The 19,191-nt window shown below is 67.1% G+C and carries 14 protein-coding genes; 3 read left to right on the forward strand and 11 right to left on the reverse strand.

The window, feature by feature from the left end:
• Positions 1 to 52 precede the first annotated feature (52 nt).
• Positions 53 to 1,102, forward strand: a complete 1,050-nt coding sequence (locus L6Q21_RS11280) for a 1,9-bis(guanidino)-5-aza-nonane synthase (protein WP_237830858.1) — start codon at positions 53 to 55, stop codon at positions 1,100 to 1,102.
• Between the two features lie 33 nt (positions 1,103 to 1,135).
• On the opposite strand, the gene L6Q21_RS11285 is transcribed toward L6Q21_RS11280, so the two are convergent.
• The 3 genes from L6Q21_RS11285 to L6Q21_RS11295 all read right to left on the reverse strand — a co-directional run bounded on the left by L6Q21_RS11285 (position 1,136) and on the right by L6Q21_RS11295 (position 4,536).
• Positions 1,136 to 2,044, reverse strand: coding sequence for a DMT family transporter (locus tag L6Q21_RS11285; RefSeq protein WP_237830859.1), 909 nt, complete (start codon positions 2,042 to 2,044; stop codon positions 1,136 to 1,138).
• Entirely contained in the window at positions 2,044 to 3,222 is a 1,179-nt protein-coding gene (locus tag L6Q21_RS11290; protein ID WP_237830860.1) for a class I SAM-dependent RNA methyltransferase, read from the reverse strand. The genes L6Q21_RS11285 and L6Q21_RS11290 overlap by 1 nt, the downstream gene beginning before the upstream one ends.
• Positions 3,223 to 3,495: 273 nt before the next feature.
• Positions 3,496 to 4,536 (reverse strand): hypothetical protein, encoded by a 1,041-nt coding sequence (locus L6Q21_RS11295; protein ID WP_237830861.1) that lies wholly within the window; start codon positions 4,534 to 4,536, stop codon positions 3,496 to 3,498.
• Positions 4,537 to 4,831: 295 nt separating this feature from the next.
• Between L6Q21_RS11295 and sppA the strand changes: the two genes are divergently transcribed.
• Together sppA and L6Q21_RS11305 are read left to right on the forward strand one after the other, a co-directional pair.
• Positions 4,832 to 6,709, forward strand: a complete 1,878-nt coding sequence (sppA, locus tag L6Q21_RS11300; RefSeq protein WP_237830862.1) for a signal peptide peptidase SppA — start codon at positions 4,832 to 4,834, stop codon at positions 6,707 to 6,709.
• A gap of 37 nt (positions 6,710 to 6,746) precedes the next feature.
• Entirely contained in the window at positions 6,747 to 7,991 is a 1,245-nt protein-coding gene (locus L6Q21_RS11305; RefSeq protein ID WP_237830863.1) for an APC family permease, read from the forward strand.
• A 2-nt stretch (positions 7,992 to 7,993) separates the two neighbouring features.
• Here the strand turns inward: L6Q21_RS11305 and L6Q21_RS11310 are convergent, their stop codons facing one another.
• The 8 genes from L6Q21_RS11310 to L6Q21_RS11345 form a co-directional block, all read right to left on the reverse strand.
• Positions 7,994 to 8,623 (reverse strand): trimeric intracellular cation channel family protein, encoded by a 630-nt coding sequence (locus L6Q21_RS11310; RefSeq protein ID WP_237830864.1) that lies wholly within the window; start codon positions 8,621 to 8,623, stop codon positions 7,994 to 7,996.
• Between the two features lie 26 nt (positions 8,624 to 8,649).
• On the reverse strand, positions 8,650 to 10,041 hold the full coding sequence (gene lpdA / locus L6Q21_RS11315; RefSeq protein ID WP_237830865.1) for a dihydrolipoyl dehydrogenase: 1,392 nt from the start codon (positions 10,039 to 10,041) through the stop codon (positions 8,650 to 8,652).
• A gap of 62 nt (positions 10,042 to 10,103) precedes the next feature.
• Positions 10,104 to 11,396, reverse strand: coding sequence for a 2-oxoglutarate dehydrogenase complex dihydrolipoyllysine-residue succinyltransferase (gene odhB / locus L6Q21_RS11320; RefSeq protein ID WP_237830866.1), 1,293 nt, complete (start codon positions 11,394 to 11,396; stop codon positions 10,104 to 10,106).
• A gap of 10 nt (positions 11,397 to 11,406) precedes the next feature.
• Positions 11,407 to 14,247, reverse strand: coding sequence for a 2-oxoglutarate dehydrogenase E1 component (locus tag L6Q21_RS11325; RefSeq protein ID WP_237830867.1), 2,841 nt, complete (start codon positions 14,245 to 14,247; stop codon positions 11,407 to 11,409).
• Between the two features lie 149 nt (positions 14,248 to 14,396).
• The gene (sucD, locus tag L6Q21_RS11330; RefSeq protein WP_237830868.1) at positions 14,397 to 15,281 is read right to left on the reverse strand and encodes a succinate--CoA ligase subunit alpha; all 885 of its coding nucleotides are present in this window, start codon (positions 15,279 to 15,281) and stop codon (positions 14,397 to 14,399) included.
• Between the two features lie 3 nt (positions 15,282 to 15,284).
• A complete protein-coding gene (sucC, locus tag L6Q21_RS11335; protein ID WP_237830869.1) occupies positions 15,285 to 16,484 on the reverse strand; it encodes an ADP-forming succinate--CoA ligase subunit beta in 1,200 nt (399 codons plus the stop codon).
• Between the two features lie 13 nt (positions 16,485 to 16,497).
• Positions 16,498 to 17,460, reverse strand: a complete 963-nt coding sequence (gene mdh / locus L6Q21_RS11340; protein WP_237830870.1) for a malate dehydrogenase — start codon at positions 17,458 to 17,460, stop codon at positions 16,498 to 16,500.
• A 129-nt stretch (positions 17,461 to 17,589) separates the two neighbouring features.
• Positions 17,590 to 19,191, reverse strand: a complete 1,602-nt coding sequence (locus L6Q21_RS11345; RefSeq protein WP_237830871.1) for a DHA2 family efflux MFS transporter permease subunit — start codon at positions 19,189 to 19,191, stop codon at positions 17,590 to 17,592.

Below are 19,191 nucleotides of genomic sequence, written 5' to 3' on the forward strand. Positions count from 1 at the left end.
CTAACCCCCGCCGCTGCTAGCGGTGGGGCCGGTTTCGCTATTGGAGATGAAAATGAGCGAGCAAATCAACGCGCAGCGTAAAGCCGAGCTTCTGTCGAAGACCGTCGAGCATATCGACATCAAGAGCTTCGACGCCCGGCCGATCATCGACCAGATGGCGAACATGAGCTTCACCAGCCGCGATCTCGCGCGCGCCACCCGCATCTACAACCAGATGCTGGAGGACAAGGACTGCACCGTGTGCCTGGTGATCGCCGGCTCCACCTCGGCCGGCGGCTGCATGGACCTTTATGCCGAACTGATCCGCTCCAACATGGTGGACGTGGTGATCGCGACCGGCGCCACCATCGTCGACATGGATTTCTTCGAGGGCCTTGGCCACAAGCATTATCAGGCGCTGGAAATCCCGGACGACGACACGCTGCGCTCGCTCTACATCGACCGCATCTACGATACCTATATCGACGAGGAGCAGCTTCAGGACTGCGACCACACCATCGGCGAAATCGCCAACAGCCTGGAACCGAAGCCCTATTCCAGCCGCGCCTTCATCCGCGAGATGGGCAAATATCTGGTGGAGCATGGCAAGAAGGAGAACAGCCTCGTCAAGCTCGCCTATGAGCATGACGTGCCGATCTTCTGCCCGGCCTTCGTCGACAGCTCGGCCGGCTTCGGGCTGGTGAAGCACCAGGTGGACCGGGCGAAGGAAGGCAAGCCCTATATGGTGCTGGACGCCATCGCCGACTTCCGCGAACTGACCGACATCAAGATCAAGGCCGGCACCACCGGCCTGCTGATGATCGGCGGCGGCGTGCCGAAGAACTTCATCCAGGACACGGTGGTGTGCGCGGAAATCCTCGGCCATGACGATGTGGAAGTGCACAAATATGCCGTGCAGATCACCGTGGCCGATGTGCGCGACGGGGCCTGTTCGTCCTCCACGCTGCAGGAAGCGGCGAGCTGGGGCAAGGTGAACACCGGAATCGAGCAGATGGTGTTCGCGGAAGCCGGTTCGGTGATGCCGCTGCTGGCCTCCGACGCCTATCATCGCGGCGCCTGGAAGGATCGCGCCAAGCGCGGCTGGGCGAAGCTGTTCGGCTGAGATCAAAGCCCCCTCCCCTTAGCGGGAGGGGCTTCACCCGAGAGATTGCGCGGGCGGAACGTTCTTCTCGCGGCTGAGGCGGTATTCGCGCCAGACGGTGTAGAGGCCGGAACTGGCGATCAGCCCGCCGCCCGCCAGCGTCGCCCAGCCGGGCACTTCCGACATCAGCAGCCAGCCGAAGGCGATCGCGCCCAGCAGTTGCAGATAGTCGAACGGCATCAGCACCGAGACCGGCGCATGGCGCAGCGAGCTGGTCATGCCGATCTGCGCGACGATCCCCGCCGCTCCGCCGCTCAGCAGCAGCATGAGGGTCGGCCCGTCGTGCCATTTGCCGAAGAAGGGCAAGGAGAGGCCGCTGGTGACGAAGGCCAGCGCCATGAACCAGAAGACGACCGCCGCGACATTCTCCCCACGCATCTGGCGGACGGCGATGGTGACGCCCGCTGCCCCCAGTGCGCCGAGAAGCGCGAAGACGAGGCCGGCGAGCGGCAGCGCCTGATGCGCATGGCCCGGCTGGGTGATGATGGCGACTCCCGCGAAGCCGCAGATCACCGCGAACCAGCGGTGGCGGCCGACCTGCTCGTGAAGGATCAGGAAGGAGAGGATGGTGGCGAAGACCGGCGCCATGAAGCCGATGGTGGTGATTTCGGCGAGCGGCAGCAACGTCAGCGCCTGGAAAGTGCAGAGGATGGCTACATTGCCGAGGACCGCGCGGCCGGCGTGCGTCATCGGACGCTTCGTGCCGAGTGCCGAAAGGCCCGGACCGAGCAGAACCCAGATGAGAAGCACCGGGATGGCGACAAGCGCGCGGTAGAACAGCAGTTCGGGGGCGCTGGCGCCCCGGTCGGTCGCCAGCTTGAAGAGCGCCCCCATCACCGAGAAGCTGGTGGCGGAGAGGATTCGAAGCGCGATTCCCAGCCGGTATCCGCTGAGCGCCGCCATCAGCGCCGGAACTCGGCTACCAGCTCCACATGCGTGGACCAGCGGAATTGCGCGACCGGCCAGAGGCGGCGGAGCCTGTAGCCGCCCTTAGCCAGCATCTCCGCATCGCGCGCGAAGGTGGCGGGGTTGCAACTGACCGCCGCCACCACCGGCACCCGGCTGAGCGCCAGTTGCCCGGCCTGGGCCTGCGCGCCGGCGCGCGGCGGGTCGAGCACCACGGCGTCGAAGGCGTTCAGTTCGTCTGCCGAGAGCGGCTTGCGGAACAGGTCCCGGTGCTGGGTTTCGATTGCGGCGCCGCTGCGGCGGGCGGCGGTTTCCAGCGCGCGGATCGCCGGGCCTGTTCCGTCGGCCGCCGTCACCCGCGCCTTCATCGCCAGCGGGAAGCTGAAGGTGCCGCAGCCGGAGAAGAGGTCCGCCACGCGCTTCGCCTTGCCGACGATCGACCGGACGGCGGAGACCAGCGCCGCCTCCCCGTCCGCGGTGGCTTGCAGGAAGGCCGCCGGCGGAAGCGTCACATCCGCTTCGCCCATCCGAACCGATGGCGCTGCGCGTGTGGCAAGGGTTTCGATGCCCATTGGGCCTTCGATCGAAAGTCTTGCCAGATCATGCTGTTCGGAAAATTCGTTCAGACCTTCGATTACCGGAAGGCTGTTCGCCTGCAGGTTGCCGAGCAGCAGGTCCACGCCATTGTCGGTGAGCGTCGGCGTGACGGCGATCGCCGAACGCTCGCCCAGATGCGGGGCCAGCAGCGCCTTCAGCGGCCGCAGCAGACGGAAGAGGCCTGGGTGCATGACCGGGCACTCTTGCAGGTCGACGATCCGGTGTTCGCCCGCGGCGTTGAAACCGAGCCGCACCTCGCCATCGGTGCGAGTCGCCCGCAAGGCCGCTCGGCGGCGGGCGCCGGGCGGTGAGATATGGGTGGCCTGCACGTCCTTCGGCGCGACTCCGGCACGGGCCAGCGGCTCCAGCACACGGTCCCGCGCGAAATCGGCGAGCAGGGAATCCGGCACATGCTGAAGCTGGCAGCCGCCGCAATCGCCATAGTGGCGGCAGGCCGGCGCCTGACGGTTGGGGCCTTCCACCAGCGCGCCATCCGATTCGATCCGGTCCCCCGGAACCGCGCCCGGAAAGTGCCGGCCATCGGCGGTTACACCATCCCCACGAGCGGCTAGTCGCAAAATTGTAACACTTGTATTGACTGGCGAGTCAGGCATAAGGAATGCGCAATTGCCCGGGGGCTGCTGGCAAGGCAAGATAAACAAACTCAGAGATCCAACGCCCGATGGGACAAGTCATTTCCAAATTCTCGAGCTTCGGCGCCGTGGCTGTTCTTTTGCTTCCCGGCGCCTGTGCGCCGGCGCCGCTCTATGCGCCTAGCGGGACGCACAAGGGGGTTGTGACCGTGGGCGAAGTGCCGCGCGACGCGCGGGGCGAACCCGTATGGTCGGCGATCAGGCCGGTTCCGGAAGGCGCGCCGACCACGCCGGCGGCAGAGCCCGCAACAGCCGCGCCCGAAGCGCCCCCCATGCCGCCGAGAGCATGACGAGGAAACTGCCGATCAGCAGCGCCGTGAGTCCGAAGGCGGCCGCCACCTCGCCCGCCGAAAACAGGCCCTGCAGGCTGTAGAGCACGTAAATGAGCGCCGACACCAGCAGCGCCCGGCGATCTATCGCCAGGGCGACGAGCGTGAGGAGCGCATAGACCGCCAGCACGATGGCCGCCGCGAGCGGGCCGGAATCGAGTCGCATCACGCCGGCATAGGCGAAGATGGGGTGCACGATCAGCGGCGCCGCGAGCAGATGCAGCCAGAAGGCGATGTCGGTGCTGCGTGTGAGGCGCGCCCTGTCCTGCATGTCGAACCACATGGCGGCCGCGAAGATGAGGAAGCCCGACAGCAGGGCGGCGGCGAGCAGGGCGTTCTCCCCGCCCGAGAGCGCCCCCGTCAGCGCGATCAGCCCGACCGCCGATGTGGCGGCGCCAGCCGCGAGCGTGATCGGCACACGGAAGCGGCGCCAGTGCAGCGCGGCAGCACCGGCCGCGACGAGGCCCGAGACGAGAAATGGCGCGAAGAAGGCGGTTGTGTGGCCCGTCAGCCTTGCCTGGGCCAGCGCCGTGCCCCAGTGCCCTCCCCCGCCGAGAAGCTGGAGGATGGTGGCGAAGACCGCTCCGACGAAGCTCAGCAGCAGCAGGATGGAGGGCAGAGCCATGCGCCGGCGGCGGGTGAAATATTCGGCGAGCGCCCAGCTCAGCGCGGCGACTCCGACCGGGCCGAGGGCGCCGGGGAGCAGGCTGCCGGCGGCGAGCAGCAGCAGGATGCAAGCCAGGCTGACGAAGATGTCGTTGAAACCCGTGAGCAGGCGGAAGCTTTCATTGTCCGGCCCGGCGGCGCCTTCGGCCCGGGCGGCAAGGAAAGCCAGCAGCCTGTCCCGCGAGCGGGCGTCGAGCACGCCGGCATCGACAGCGGCATCGAGATCGTCGCGGCGGATATCCATGACTGAAAACTTCTGCCCGATCAGTCTCTCAAGTCAACCGGGCGACGTAGAATGCACGGGCTGATTGTTTCGCGCGCCCCTGCGTCACCCCGGGCTTGACCCGGGGGCCAGCTTTCTTTTTCCAACGCCTGGCCAGAGAAAAGCTGGACCCCGGGTCAAGCCCGGGGTGACGGGGGGTTTGTTGTTGGGCGAGCTGCTCAACTGCTCCACCGCGCTGCTCGATCGGCAGCCGACAGCCCCTCTTTCCTGCGCGGCCCGGCGATGGCAGTAATGGCGGTGTGAAGGAGTTTCCCGAATGACGTTTCTGAAAAGCGCCTGGGCGTTTCTGGTGGGCGTGAAGGATGCGCTGGTCCTGCTGGCGATGCTGCTGTTCTTCGGCCTGTTGTGGGCCGCCTTTTCCTGGCGCTCGCCCGCGATCGTGGTGCCGGACGGGGGCGCGCTCAACATCGAGCTGGACGGGCTGCTGGTCGACCAGGCAAGCGATCCTTCGCCGCTGGCGCTCGTCTCCGGCGAGGAGGTGATCCCGGAAACCGAAACCGCGGCGCTGGTGAAGATGATCGACACCGCGGCCGAGGATCCGGCCATTTCCATGATCACGCTGGACCTCGACAGCTTCCTGGGCGGCGGGCTCGCCAATCTGGAAAGCGTGGGGGCGGCGCTCGGCCGCTTCAGGGCGAAGAACAAGGAAGTGGAAGCCTGGGCGACCGCTTATGGCGACGACAGCTATTATCTGGCCTCGCACGCGAGCAGCATCGGCGTTTCGCCGATGGGCGCGGTGATGCTGCGCGGCACGGGTGGCAGCAACCTCTATTTCAAGGACGCGCTCGACAAGCTGAAGGTGAATGTCGAGGTGTTCCGGGTGGGCACCTACAAGAGCTTCGTCGAGCCCTTCACCCGCAACGACAGCTCGCCCGAGGCCAAGGCCGCCGACCAGATGCTGGCGGACGATCTTTGGGCGGGCTGGCGCGCGGGCGTTCAGCGCCAGCGGCCGCAACTGGATGTGGCGGCGCTGCTGGAAAGCTGGCCGGCGCGCATCGCCGGCGCCAACCGCAACCAGGCGGAACTGGCGAAGGACGTCGGGCTGGTGGATCTGGTGGTGGACGAGGCCGAGTGGCGCGGCAAGCTGGTGGAGCGGCTGGGGACGGGCGACGAGCCCGACGTTCCCGGCGACTACAAGCGGATCAGCGGCCGCGATTACTGGCTGGCGAAGCGGCCACTGACGCAATCGGGGCCGGCGGTCGCGGTGGTGCGCGTCTCCGGCGCGATCGTCGATGGCTCCGCCCCTCCCGGTCAGGCGGGCGGCGACACCATTGCCGGGCTGATCGACAAGGCGACGGCCGACAAGAATGTGCGGGCGCTGGTGGTGCGGGTGGATTCGGGCGGCGGGTCGGCGCTGGCCAGCGAGAAGATCCGGCAGGCGATGCAGCAGGCGCGGGCGCGCAAGATGCCGGTGATCGCCAGCTTCGGGCCGGTGGCGGCGAGCGGCGGCTACTGGGTGGGCGCCGGCGCCGACATGATCTTCGCCAGCCCGTCCACGGTGACCGGCTCGATCGGCGTGTTCGGAATCATCCCGACCTTCGAGGGCACGCTCGACAAGCTGGGGATTTCGACCGACGGCGTGCGCACCACGCCCTTTTCCGGCCAGCCCGACGTGGTGGGTGGGTTGAACGAGCCGACGCGCGCCCTGATCCAGGGCAGCGTGAAAGACATCTATGCCCAGTTCCTGACGCTGGTTTCGACATCGCGCAAGCTGCCGGTGGCCGAGGTGGAGAAGATCGCCGAAGGCCGGGTCTGGTCCGGCACGCGGGCGAAGGAGCTGAAGCTGGTCGACCAGTTCGGCGATCTGGACGCGGCCGTGGCCGAAGCCGGCAGGCGGGCGGGAATCGAAGGCAAGCCGCAGGTGAAGGAAATGCGGCCGGATCAGCCGCTGCTGCTGCAGTTGCTGGGGCAGTTCGAAGGGCAGGCCAGCCAAGCGGCGCCGCGCGACGCCATGGCGACGATGGTTCTGGCCAGCCGCATCCGCGCCGCTTCGCAGGTTTCGGAAGCGCTGACGGTGGCGAATGGCGCAAGCGTGCAGGCCAGTTGCATGGGGTGCAGCGCCTGGCGCCCGGCGCCGCCGCGCAAGCCGGCGCAGCCGGAATGGCGGGCGCTGCTGAAGGGACTGGTCGACTGACGCCGCGCCTCACCCCGGCGGCCAGGGATTGAGCGGATTGAGGCGCAGCATCGGGCCGTTCGGGGCGGCGCTGATCGTGTTCAACGGCATCATGGGCGCCGGCATCTTCATGCTGCCCGGGCTGGTGCACGGCGAATTCGGCGCCTTCGGCCCCTATCTCTACCCGCTGTTCGGCCTCGTCATGCTGGTGATGCTGCTGCCGCTGGCGGCGGCCGCCGCGCGCTTCGATGTGAGCGGCGGGCCGGTGGCCTATGTGGGCACCGCCTTCGGGCCGTTCGCCGGCTTTCAGGCCGGCTGGCTGTTCGCGCTGGCGAAGCTGACGGCGCTGGCGGCCAATGCCAATGTCTTCGCCACCTATCTGACGGGCTTTTTCCCCGCCCTCAATGCCGACATCGCCGAGCCGCTTTCGATCCTGCTGCTGATCGGCGTGCTGACGGCCGCCAATGTGGTGGGCGTGAAGCAGTCTCTTCGCCTGCTGGGGGCGGTTTCGGCGCTGAAGCTGCTGCCGCTGGCGGCGCTGGCGCTGGGCGCGCTCTGGATGTTCGGCCCTGCCCTGCCGGCGCCCGGGCCCATCCCGCCGCTTTCGAAGCTGGAGGCCAGCGCGCTGATCCTGCTCTACGCCTTTGTCGGCTTTGAAAACGCGCTGGTGCCGGCGGGCGAAACGCGCGACGCGCGGCGCACCATTCCAAGGGCGCTGGTGCTGACGCTGCTGCTGACGACGGGCTTCTACATGCTGATCCAGTTCGGCTTTCTGGCGGCCGACCCGGCGCCATCCGATGCGCCGATGATGGCGATGGGGGCGAAGGTGGCCGGCCCTTTGGGGGCCGGGCTGGTGACCGTGGCCGCGCTCGCGTCTCTGGCCGGCAATCTGCACGGAAATATCCTGGCCACACCGCGGCTTCTCTACGCCATGTCTGAGCGCGGCGTGTTGCCGGGCTGGTTCGGGCGGGTGAACGCGCGATTCCAGACTCCGGCCAATGCCATCATCGCCTTTTCCGGCCTCGCCCTGCTGATGGCGCTGACCGGCAGCTTCGTCTGGCTGGCGGTGCTCGGGACGATCGCCCGGCTGTTCCTGTTCCTACTGGTCTATGCCAGCCTGCCGAAGCTGCGCGCCGATGCCGGGGAAAGGGCGTTGCCCGGCCCCGGCCTGTCGGCGGCGCTGGCGCTGGCGACCGGCCTTTGCATCTGGGCCATTGCCCAGACACAGGCGGATGCCTGGGCGATGCTGCTGGGCTGTGCGGCGGTTGGAACGCTGCTGTATGCGGCTGCGAAGCGGCGCTGATTTCAGCCGGGATGGATGGGGAGTTTCCAGCCCCAGATGAGAGCGCTGGCGCGGATGGCGAAGGCGATCGCCGCCCCTGCCCCGCCCGCGACCCAGCTGTGGAGGCCGAAGCCGGCTGCCAGCAGCACCGTGGCGGCCGCGCCCGCGATGGCGGCCGTCACATAGATTTCGCGCTGCATGAGAACGGAAGGCTGGCCGGCCATCATATCGCGAATGATGCCGCCGAAAGTGGCGGTGAGGACGCCCATCAGCGCCGCCGGCACCGGATCGACTCCGAAGCTGAGCGCCTTCAGCGAGCCGAAGGCGCAATAGGCGGACAGGCCCAGAGCGTCGAGCCAGCGCAGCGGCTTGCCGGGCCATTGCTCGGTGCGCAGGATCCAGACCGCCAGCGTCGCCACCAGGCAGACCGCGACGAACCAGCCATGGCCCATCCAGAAGACCGGGGCGCCGATCAGAAGGTCGCGGACGGTGCCGCCGCCCATTCCGGTCATCCCGGCGAAGAAGGCGCAGGTAACGAAATCCTGCCGGACGCGGGCGGCGACCAGCGCGCCGGTGACCGCGAAGATGAAGACGCCGACATAGTCGAGCGCGAGGAATACCCGCTTCAGATGCTCGAAAGCCTCGGCGTCCAAATCAGGCCTGAATCACAGACGGGCGATCAGATGTGGATCGGCTTGCCGGTGACGGCCATCGCCGCTTCCTTCAGCGATTCCGCATGCGTCGGGTGGGCGTGGCAGGTGAGCGCGATGTCCTCGCTGGAGGCACCCATTTCCATCGCCAGCGCCGCCTCGGCGATCAGCGTGCCGGCGAGGCGGTTGACGATCCAGACGCCCAGCACCCGGTCCGTCTTCGCGTCGGCGATCACCTTCACGAAACCGTCCGTGTCCTGGTTGGTCTTGGCGCGGCTGTTGGCGAGGAAGGGGAATTTGCCCACCTTCACTTGGCCCTTTTCCTTCGCCGCTTCCTCGGTGAGGCCGACGCCGGCGATTTCCGGCATGGTGTAGACGACCGACGGGATCACCTCATGGTTCACATAGCCGGTGAGGCCGGCGATGTTGTCGGCGACGGCGACGCCTTCATCCTCCGCCTTGTGGGCGAGCATCGGGCCGGGGGTGACGTCGCCGATCGCCCAGATGCCGGGCACGGAAGTGGCGAGATGATGGTCGACCTCGATCTGGCCGCGCGGGTTGGTGGCAAGGCCGGCCTTTTCCAGCGCCAGCCCCTCGGTGTTGGGGCGGCGGCCGATAGCGACCAGCACCACATCGGCTTCCAGCGTGCTGGCTTCGCCGCCGGCCGCCGGTTCGAGGGTGAGCGTGGCGCCCGACTTGCTGGCCTTCACCGAGGTCACCTTGGTGCCGGCCTTGAACTCCAACCCCTGCTTCGCCAGCAGCTTAGCGCTTTCCTTGCGGACTTCGCCGTCCATGCCGGGGAGAATCTGGTCGAGATACTCCACCACCGTGACCTTGGCGCCGAGGCGGCGCCACACCGAACCCAGTTCGAGGCCGATCACGCCGCCGCCGATGACGACGAGGTGGCCGGGCACCTTCTTCAGGCTGAGGGCGCCGGTCGAATCGACGATCACGCCCTTTTCATTGTCGATCTCGGCGCCGGGAAGCGGCGTGACCGAGGAGCCGGTGGCGATGACGATGTTCTTCGCGCTGTGGGTTTCGCCGCCGACCTGGATGCTGGTCTTCGATTCGAAGCTGGCCTGGCCCTTCAGCCAATCCACCTTGTTCTTCTTGAACAGGAAGGCGATGCCGTCCGTCAGGCCCTTCACCGACTTGTCCTTGGAGGCGAGAAGCTCCTTATGGTCGATGCTGGCGCTGGCGGTGATTCCGAACTTCTTCAGATGCCCGCCCGAGACTTCCTCATAGAGTTCGGAGGCGTGCAGCAGCGCCTTCGACGGAATGCAGCCGACGTTCAGGCAGGTGCCGCCCAGCGTCTCGCGCGATTCGACGCAGGCCGTCTTCAGGCCGTTCTGCGCGGCGCGGATGGCGGCGACATAGCCGCCGGGGCCGGCGCCGATCACGATCACGTCATAGTCGGCCATAATCTTGTCCTCGGGCTTTCGTTCAGCGTCTGGCGGCCCCGGCTTTCGCCGGGGCGGTTGGATCAAAGGTCGATGACGAGGCGCGTCGGGTCTTCCAGCGCTTCCTTCACCCGCACGAGATAGGTGACGGCTTCGCGGCCGTCGATCAGGCGGTGGTCGTAGCTGAGCGCCAGATACATCATCGGGCGGGCGACGATCTGGCCCTTCACCACCACAGGCCGCTCCTCGATGCGGTGCATGCCGAGCACGGCCGATTGCGGCGGGTTGATGATCGGCGTGGACATCAGGCTGCCGAACACGCCGCCGTTGGAAATGGTGAAGGTGCCGCCCTGCATCTCCTCGAGCTTCAGCTTGTTGTCGCGGGCGCGCTTGCCGAAGTCGGCGATTTCCAGCTCGATCTCGGCGAAGCTCTTGGAATCGGCGTTCTTCAGGATCGGCACGACGAGGCCGCCGGGGCCGGACACCGCGACACCGACATCCAGATAGTCGTGGAAGACGATCTCGTCGCCTTCAATGCGGGCGTTGACCGAGGGCACGTCCCGGGCGGCGAGCGCGCAGGCCTTCACGAAGAAGGACATGAAGCCCAGCCGCACCCCATGCTTCTTCTCGAACGCCTCCTTGTAGCGGTTGCGAGCGTCCATCACCGCCGTCATGTCGACGTCGTTGAAGGTGGTGAGGAGGGCCGCCGTGTTCTGCGCCTCCTTGAGGCGGCGGGCGATCGTCTGCCGGAGGCGGGTCATGCGCACGCGCTCTTCGGCGCGGGCGGGCGCGCCGGAACTGGCAACGGCAAGCGCCGCGCCCTTCACCTTCGCGGTGCCGGCTTCGATGGCGGCAAGCACGTCCCCCTTGGTCAGGCGACCATCCTTGCCGGTGCCGGTGACGCTGGCGGGATCGAGATTATAGGTTTCGACGAGCACGCGCACGGCGGGGGCGATTGCCTCATAGGCCGGAGCGGCAGCGCCTTGCGCGGGGGCGCCGGCGCTGTTGGCGGCGGCCGGCACCACCTCGGGCGTGGGCTTGCCGGGCTCGCCGGTCGCGGGGCCGGCTTCGCCATCGGGGGAATGCGCGGCCGCCGGCACCGCCGGGCTGATCGGCGCGGTGGTCGGCTTCGGCGCTCCGGCCGCGCCGGCTTCCAGCGTCGCGATGACGGCGCCGACCGTCACCGTATCGCCTTCCTGGAACTTCAGCTCGGTGAGGACGCCGTCGGCCGGGGCGGGCACTTCCACCGCGACCTTGTCGGTCTCCAGGCTGACGATCGGCTCGTCCGCCTTCACCTGATCGCCCGCCTTCTTCAGCCACTGGCCGATGGTGGCCTCGGTAACGCTTTCACCCAGCGCCGGAATCACAACGTCCATGATCGTCCTCTCAGGCGGCCTTGGTGGCCGACGATTTCAGGCTGGAGCGGATGGCGGCGCGGACCGCCTTCTTGTCCTCTCCCAGCGCTTCGTGAATGAGCTTCGTCTGTTCGGCGGCGTGGCGGCGGGCAAGGCCCGTCGCCGTCGCGGCGGCGGCGGCGCGGCCGGCGTAGACCGCGCGCTGGCCCAGCGCTTCCTCGATCAGCGGATCGACGAAGAACCAGGAACCGGCGTTCTTCGGCTCTTCCTGGCACCAGACCACCGTTTCCAGATTGGCGAAGCGCTTCGCATATTCCGCGACCGTGTCGCCCGGGAACGGGTAGAGCTGTTCCACCCGCAGGATATAGACATCCTCGCGCCCCTGCGCGTCCCGCTCGTCCGCCAGGTCGTAATAGACCTTGCCCGAGCAGAGGATCAGCCGCTTCACCTTCGCCGGATCGACCGTCGCCTGGTCGTCGAGGCAGCGGTGGAAGCTGGAGCCCGCGCCCATGTCGGCGAGCGTCGACACCGCCCGCTTGTGGCGGAGCAGCGACTTCGGAGTCATGATGATGAGCGGCTTGCGGAACGGCCGCAGCATCTGCCGGCGCAGGATGTGGAAATAATTGGCCGGCGTGGTGCAGTTGGCGACCTGGATATTGTCTTCCGCGCAAAGCTGCAGATAGCGTTCCAGACGCGCCGAGCTATGCTCCGGCCCCTGCCCCTCATAGCCGTGCGGCAGCAGCATCACCAGGCCGTTGGCCCGCAGCCACTTGGCTTCGCCCGAGGCGATGAACTGGTCGATGATGACCTGCGCGCCGTTGGCGAAGTCGCCGAACTGCGCTTCCCAGAGCACCAGCTTGCGCGGATCGGCCATGGCATAGCCATATTCGAAGCCAAGCACGCCGAACTCCGACAGAGGGCTGTCATAGACTTCGAAATCGCCGCCCAGATCGTTGAGCGGGATATATTTCTGCCCCGTCTTCTGGTCGACCCAGACCGCGTGGCGCTGCGAGAAGGTGCCGCGCCCGGAATCCTGCCCAGACAGGCGCACGCCATAGCTGCCGCTCGACGGATTGCCCACCAGGGTGCCGAAGGCCAGGCTCTCGGCGGTCGCCCAGTCGATCCCCTCGCCGGCCTCGATCGTGACGGCCCGAGCCTTCACCACCCGCTCCAGCGTGCGGTGCATGTTGAAGCCTTCGGGAACCGTGTGCAGCTTCTGCGCGATGGCGCGGAGCGCATCCTCGGCGACGCCCGTTTCCGCCGAGCGGCGGGCCGTCACCGGATCGGCCGGCTGGTGCAGGCCCTGCCAGCGGCCGCCGAACCATTCCGCCTTTTCAGGGCGGAAGCTGGAGGCCGCCTCGAAATCGGCTTCCAGCCGGTCGACGAAGGCCTTTTCCATCGCCGCGACTTCGTAGGCCGTCACATGGCCTTCGGCCACCAGCCGCTCGCCATAAAGGGTGGCGACGGATTTGTGGTCGCGGATCTTCGCGTACATCAGCGGCTGGGTGAAGGCCGGCTCGTCGCTTTCGTTGTGGCCGAAGCGGCGGTAGCACCACATGTCGATCACCACGTCGCGGTGGAACGCCTGGCGGAATTCCGTCGCCACCTTGGTCGCGAAGGTGACGGCTTCGGGATCGTCGCCATAGACGTGGAAGATCGGCGCCTGCACCAGCTTCGCCACGTCCGACGGATAGGGGCTGGAGCGGGCGAAGGCGGGGCTGGTGGTGAAGCCCACCTGGTTGTTGACGATGAAGTGCAGCGTGCCGCCCGAGGAGTAGCCGGGGACGCCGGAGAAGCCGAGGCATTCGGCGACGATGCCCTGCCCAGCGAACGCCGCGTCGCCATGGAGAAGCACCGGAAGCACCTGATTCTGCAGATCCTTCCAGGCGGCTTCGGTCACGCCCTTCAGCCGCTGCGTCGCGCGCGCCTTGCCCAGCACCACCGGGTTCACGGCTTCGAGGTGCGAGGGGTTCGGCGCCAGCGACAGGTGCACATGGTTGCCGTCGAACGCCCGGTCGGTCGAGGCGCCCAGGTGGTATTTCACGTCGCCCGAGCCGCCGACATCGTCCGGGTTGGAGCTGCCGCCGGAGAATTCGTGGAAGATCACCTTGAACGGCTTCTGCATCACATTGGCGAGCACGTTCAGGCGGCCGCGGTGCGGCATGCCGATGACGATTTCGTTGACGCCCTGCGCGCCGCCCACCTTGATGATGGATTCGAGCGCCGGGATCGCCGCTTCGCCGCCTTCCAGGCCGAAGCGCTTGGTGCCGACATATTTGCGGGCGAGGAACTTCTCGAACTGCTCGGCTTCGATCAGCTTGTTGAGGATCGCCTTCTTGCCTTCGGGCGTGAACTGGATCTCCTTGTCGCGGCCCTCGAAGCGCTCCTGCAGGAAGCGGCGCTCCTCCACATCGTTGATGTGCATATATTCGAGGCCGACATGGCCGCAGTAGTTGCGGCGCAGGATTTCCACCAGCTCGGCGACGGTGACGGTTTCGAGGCCGCCGAAGAGGCCGCCGATGAAGACGGTGCGATTGGGATCGGTGAGGCCATGATATTCCGGCGTCAGGTCCGCCGGCATGGGACGCTCGGCGAGGCCGAGCGGATCGAGGTTCGCCGCGAGGTGGCCGCGCACCCGATAGGTGCGGATCAGCATCGTCGCCTTCACCGTGTCTTGCGCGGCGCGCTTCGCATCCTCGGAGCTGGCGGCGGGGGCGGGCTTGCCGGACGCCCTGGCGACGGCGGCGGCGGCCTTGCCGGGAAGGCCCGCGTCTAGCGCGAGCGTCAGCTCGTCGTCCGGGGTGAGGGGCCAGTCTGGCCGCGCCCAGCTTGGGCGTGGCAGGGTGTCAGGGTATCCCTGCTCGTCTTGCATTTCTGATCCTCTTGGGCCGTATCGAAGCGGAGATAGCGGGACTGTTCCGCTATCTCAACCGCCTACTCACCCGCATGGCAGCCATGCCGCCAAACTCAAGCGAAATCCCGCCCGGTTTTCGCCGGGCGGGATTTTGGGCGGGGTTTTCCTCAGCCTTTCAGCACTTGCTTCAGCGTGCGCCCCAGTTCGGACGGGCTGGGGCTGACGGTGATCCCGGCCGCTTCCATGGCCGCGATCTTGTCTTCCGCCTTGCCCTGGCCGCCCGAGACGATGGCGCCGGCGTGGCCCATGCGGCGGCCCGGAGGCGCCGTGGTGCCGGCGATGAAGCCGACCATCGGCTTCTTGCGCCCGCGCCTCGCTTCGTCCTGCAGGAACTGCGCCGCTTCCTCTTCGGCCGAGCCGCCGATTTCGCCGATCATGATGATAGACTTGGTCTCGTCGTCGGCCAGGAACAGCTCCAGCATGTCGATGAAGTTGGTGCCGTTGACCGGGTCGCCGCCGATGCCGACCGCCGTCGTCTGGCCGAGGCCTTCGTTCGTGGTCTGGAACACGGCTTCATAGGTGAGCGTGCCCGAGCGGGAGACGACGCCGACCGAACCCTTGGAGAAGATGCTGCCCGGCATGATGCCGATCTTGCACTCGCCGGGCGTCAGCACGCCGGGGCAGTTCGGGCCGATGAGGCGCGACTTCGAGCCTGTGAGCGCCCGCTTCACCGGCACCATGTCGAGCACCGGAATGCCCTCGGTGATGCAGATGATGAGCGGGATTTCCGCGGCGATCGCTTCCAGGATCGCGTCGGCCGCGCCGAACGGCGGGACATAGACGACGGAGGCGTCGGCGCCGGTCTTTTCCCGGGCTTCGAGCACGGTGTCGAACACGGGGAGATCGAGGTGGGTCGAGCCGCCCTTCCCCGGCGCCACGCCGCCCACCATCTGCGTGCCATAGGCGATGGCCGCTTCGGCGTGGAAGGTGCCCTGCTTGCCGGTGAAGCCCTGGGTGATGACCTTGGTGTTCTTGTTGACGAGAATGCTCATGGGTCAGGCCGCCTTCTTGACTTCAGCCACGATCTTGCGGGCGGCGTCGCCCAGATCGTCCGCGGAGACGATGGGGAGGCCCGAGTTCGCGAGGATTTCCTTGCCGAGGTCCACGTTCGTGCCTTCGAGGCGAACGACGAGCGGAACCGCGAGGTTCACTTCCTTGGCGGCGGCGATGATGCCTTCCGCGATGATGTCGCAGCGCATGATGCCGCCGAAGATGTTGACGAGGATGCCTTCCACCGCCGGATCGGCGAGGATCAGCTTGAACGCCGCCGTCACCTTCTCCCTGGATGCGCCGCCGCCGACGTCGAGGAAGTTGGCCGGCTCGGCGCCGTTCAGCTTGATGATGTCCATCGTCGCCATCGCAAGGCCGGCGCCGTTCACCAGGCAACCGATGTTGCCGTCGAGCTTGATGAAGGCGAGGTCGTACTTCGAAGCCTCGACTTCGGCCGGGTCTTCCTCGGTCAGGTCGCGCAGTTCGACGAGATCGGGGTGGCGGCCGAGCGCGTTCGAGTCGAAGCCGACCTTGGCGTCCAGCACCATCAGCTTGCCGTCGTCGGTGACGGCGAGCGGGTTGATCTCGATCTGCGAGGCGTCGGTGCCGATGAAGGCGGCGTAGAGCTTGGCGGCGGTGTCCTGCGCCTGCTTGGCAAGGTCGCCCGTCAGGCCCAGCGCGGCCGCGACCGAGCGGCCGTGGTGCGCGCCCCAGCCGGTGGCCGGGTCGATGGTGAAGGTGCGGATCTTTTCCGGCGTGTCGTGGGCGACGGTCTCGATGTCCATGCCGCCTTCGGTCGACGCGACGCAGGCGACGCGGCCGATGGCGCGGTCGACGAGGAACGCCAGGTAGAATTCCTTGGCGATGTCCACGCCGTCCGTCACATAGAGGCGGTTCACCTGCTTGCCGGCTTCGCCCGTCTGGATGGTGACGAGGGTGTTGCCCAGCATCTCGGCGGCAGCGACGCCCACTTCCTCGGACGATTTGGCGAGGCGGACGCCGCCCTTGGCTTCGGCCGGCAGTTCCTTGAACTTGCCCTTGCCGCGACCGCCGGCATGGATCTGCGCCTTCACCACATAAAGCGGCCCGGGCAGCTGCTTGGACGCTTCGACCGCTTCTTCGACGGTGAAAGCGGCGATGCCCTTCGGAATGGGCACGCCCCATTTGGCGAGCAGTTCCTTCGCCTGATACTCATGGATATTCATGCTGTCGTCCCCCTCAAGCCAGCGTCGGGTCGATGGCCTTGCAGGCCACCAGCAATTCCTTGACGGCGTCGACCGAGACCTGGAAATTGGCCTTGGCTTCCGCCGTCAGTTCGATCTCCACGATCTTTTCCACGCCGCCCGCGCCGATCACCACCGGCACGCCGACATAGAGGTCGTCGACGCCATATTGGCCGGTCAGGTTCACGGCGGCTGGAAGCACGCGCTTCTTGTCCTTCAGATAGGCTTCCGCCATCTCGATGGCGCTGGTGGCGGGCGCGTAGAAGGCGCTGCCCGTCTTCAGCAGGCCGACGATCTCGCCGCCGCCCGAGCGGGTGCGCTGGACGATGGCGTCGATCCGCTCCTTGGTGGACCAGCCCATCTTGATGAGGTCGGGGATGGGGATGCCGGCGACGGTGGAATATTCCACGACCGGCACCATGGTGTCGCCATGGCCGCCCAGCACGAAGGCGGTCACGTCCTTCACGGAGACCTTGAACTCGTCGGCCAGGAAGTGGCGGAAGCGGGCGGAGTCGAGCACGCCCGCCATGCCGACCACCTTTTCATGCGGCAGGCCGGAGAATTCGCGCAGCGCCCAGACCATGGCGTCGAGCGGGTTGGTGATGCAGATCACGAAGGCGTCGGGCGCGTTCGCCTTGATGCCTTCGCCGACCGCCTTCATGACCTTCAGGTTGATGCCCAGCAGGTCGTCGCGGCTCATGCCCGGCTTGCGGGCGACGCCGGCCGTCACGATGATGACGTCGGCGCCGGCGATGTCGGCATAATCGTTGGAGCCCTTGAGGCTGGCGTCGAAGCCTTCCACCGGGCCGCACTGCGCGAGGTCGAGCGCCTTGCCCTGCGGCACGCCCTCCACCACGTCGAACAGGACGATGTCGCCCAGTTCCTTGGCGGCGGCCAGATGCGCCAGCGTTCCACCGATATTGCCTGCGCCGATAAGCGCGATCTTGCTGCGTGCCATGATAGTCCTTCTGCAAGGAAAGTGTTGCAAGTGCGCGGCAGGCGATAGACCCGGCCTTTCCCCAGCGTCAACCGGGCCTTTGGTCTTTGTCTGCCACAACCGCTGCAGAGGAGGCAGGGAAAGCGGCCTTCAATGCGATTCCGGGCGCGGATCGGCGAAAGTGCCGGGCTTGCGGAGGAACAGCGGAATCAGGCTGCTGACGACGAAAATTACACTTAAGATCAGAAATGCATCGGCAATCGCCATCACCAGCGCTTCGCGGCGGATGGTTTGCGCCAGCGCCCGCACGGCGAAATTGTCCGGATCGGCAAGCCCGCGCGCCATGGCCATGTTCGCCATATTCTCCAGCCGTTCGGCGATTTCCGCCCGGCCCGGATTCGCCGACTCGGCCAGCCGCGCCTGATGGAAGTTCGTTCGGACCTGCAGGATGGTGTTGATGATGGCGATCCCCGCCGCGCCGCCCATGTTGCGCATCAGCGTGAAGAGGCCGGTCGAATCCTTGATCTCGGCCTGCGGCAGGGTGGCGAAGGCCATGACGCTGACCGAGACGATGCAGAACATCAGCCCGACGCCGCGCAGGGCCTGCGGCAGGAACAGCTCGTGGAAGCGCCATTCATGGGTGATGCCGATCGTGAGCGCGGTGGAGGCCGCCAGCAGCAGGAAGCCGATGGACGCCAGCAGCCGCACGTCGATGCGGGAGGATAGGAAGCCGGCGAGCGGCGCCCCCAGCGCCATGAAGAGCCCGGTCACGAAGACGGTGGTGCCGATCTGCTCGGGCGAGAGCTGGCCGACGCGGCCGAGGAACAGCGGGTAGATATAGACGAGGCCGTAAAGCCCGATCCCCAGCACCGCGCCCATCCAGGCCCCGCCGGCGAAGTTGAGGTTGGCGAAGGGCTTCACGGAGATGATCGGCTCGGCCGCGTGGCGGATCCGCCACCAGAGGAGGAAAGCCGCCATCACCACGGCCGCGCTCATGTTGCGGATCGCCTCGTCCTCGAACCATTGGCGCCGGGCGCCGTCCTCCAGCACGAACACCAGCCCGCCGCAGACGAGGGAAAGGGCGATGAGGCCGGGAATGTCGATTCGCTTCAGCAGGCTGTGATCCGGCTTGTCCGGCAGGCGGACCAGCAGGAACACGCCCAGCGTGATGAAGATGCCCGGAACGAGGTTGATGAGGAACAGCCAGTGCCAGGACATGAAGCCCGTCAGCCAGCCGCCCAGCGCCGGACCGATGGTGGGGGCCAGCGTGACGATGAAGCTGATGGCGACCGTCACCTTCATCTGCCGCTCGCGCCCGAACATCAGGAAGGCGGCGGCGTAGACGGTGGGGATCATCGCCCCGCCGACGAAGCCCTGGAAGGCGCGCGCGGCGATCATCCCCTCGATGCTGGTCATCAGCGCGCATGTTAGGCTGGCGAGCGTGAAGCCGGCGCAGGACAGCACGAAGAGCATGCGGATTCCAAGCGCGCGGGACAGGAAGCCCGAAAGCGGGATCATCACCACCTCGGCGATGAGATAGGCGGTCTGCACCCAGGCGATCTCGTCGGCGGAGGCGGACAGGCCGGCCTGGATCTCGCCGAGCGAGGCGGCGACGATCTGGATGTCGAGGATGGCCATGAACATCCCGAAGGCCATCAGGATGAAGGCGATGAAGGAGGCGGTATCGGGCTTTGCGGAGGGGCTGGCCGCAGCCGGCGGCGCTTCGCCCGGTGCCGCTTCGGCCGCGCTCAT

This window comes from Sandaracinobacteroides sayramensis, from assembly GCF_022014495.1.
Classification (GTDB): domain Bacteria; phylum Pseudomonadota; class Alphaproteobacteria; order Sphingomonadales; family Sphingomonadaceae; genus Sandaracinobacteroides; species Sandaracinobacteroides sayramense.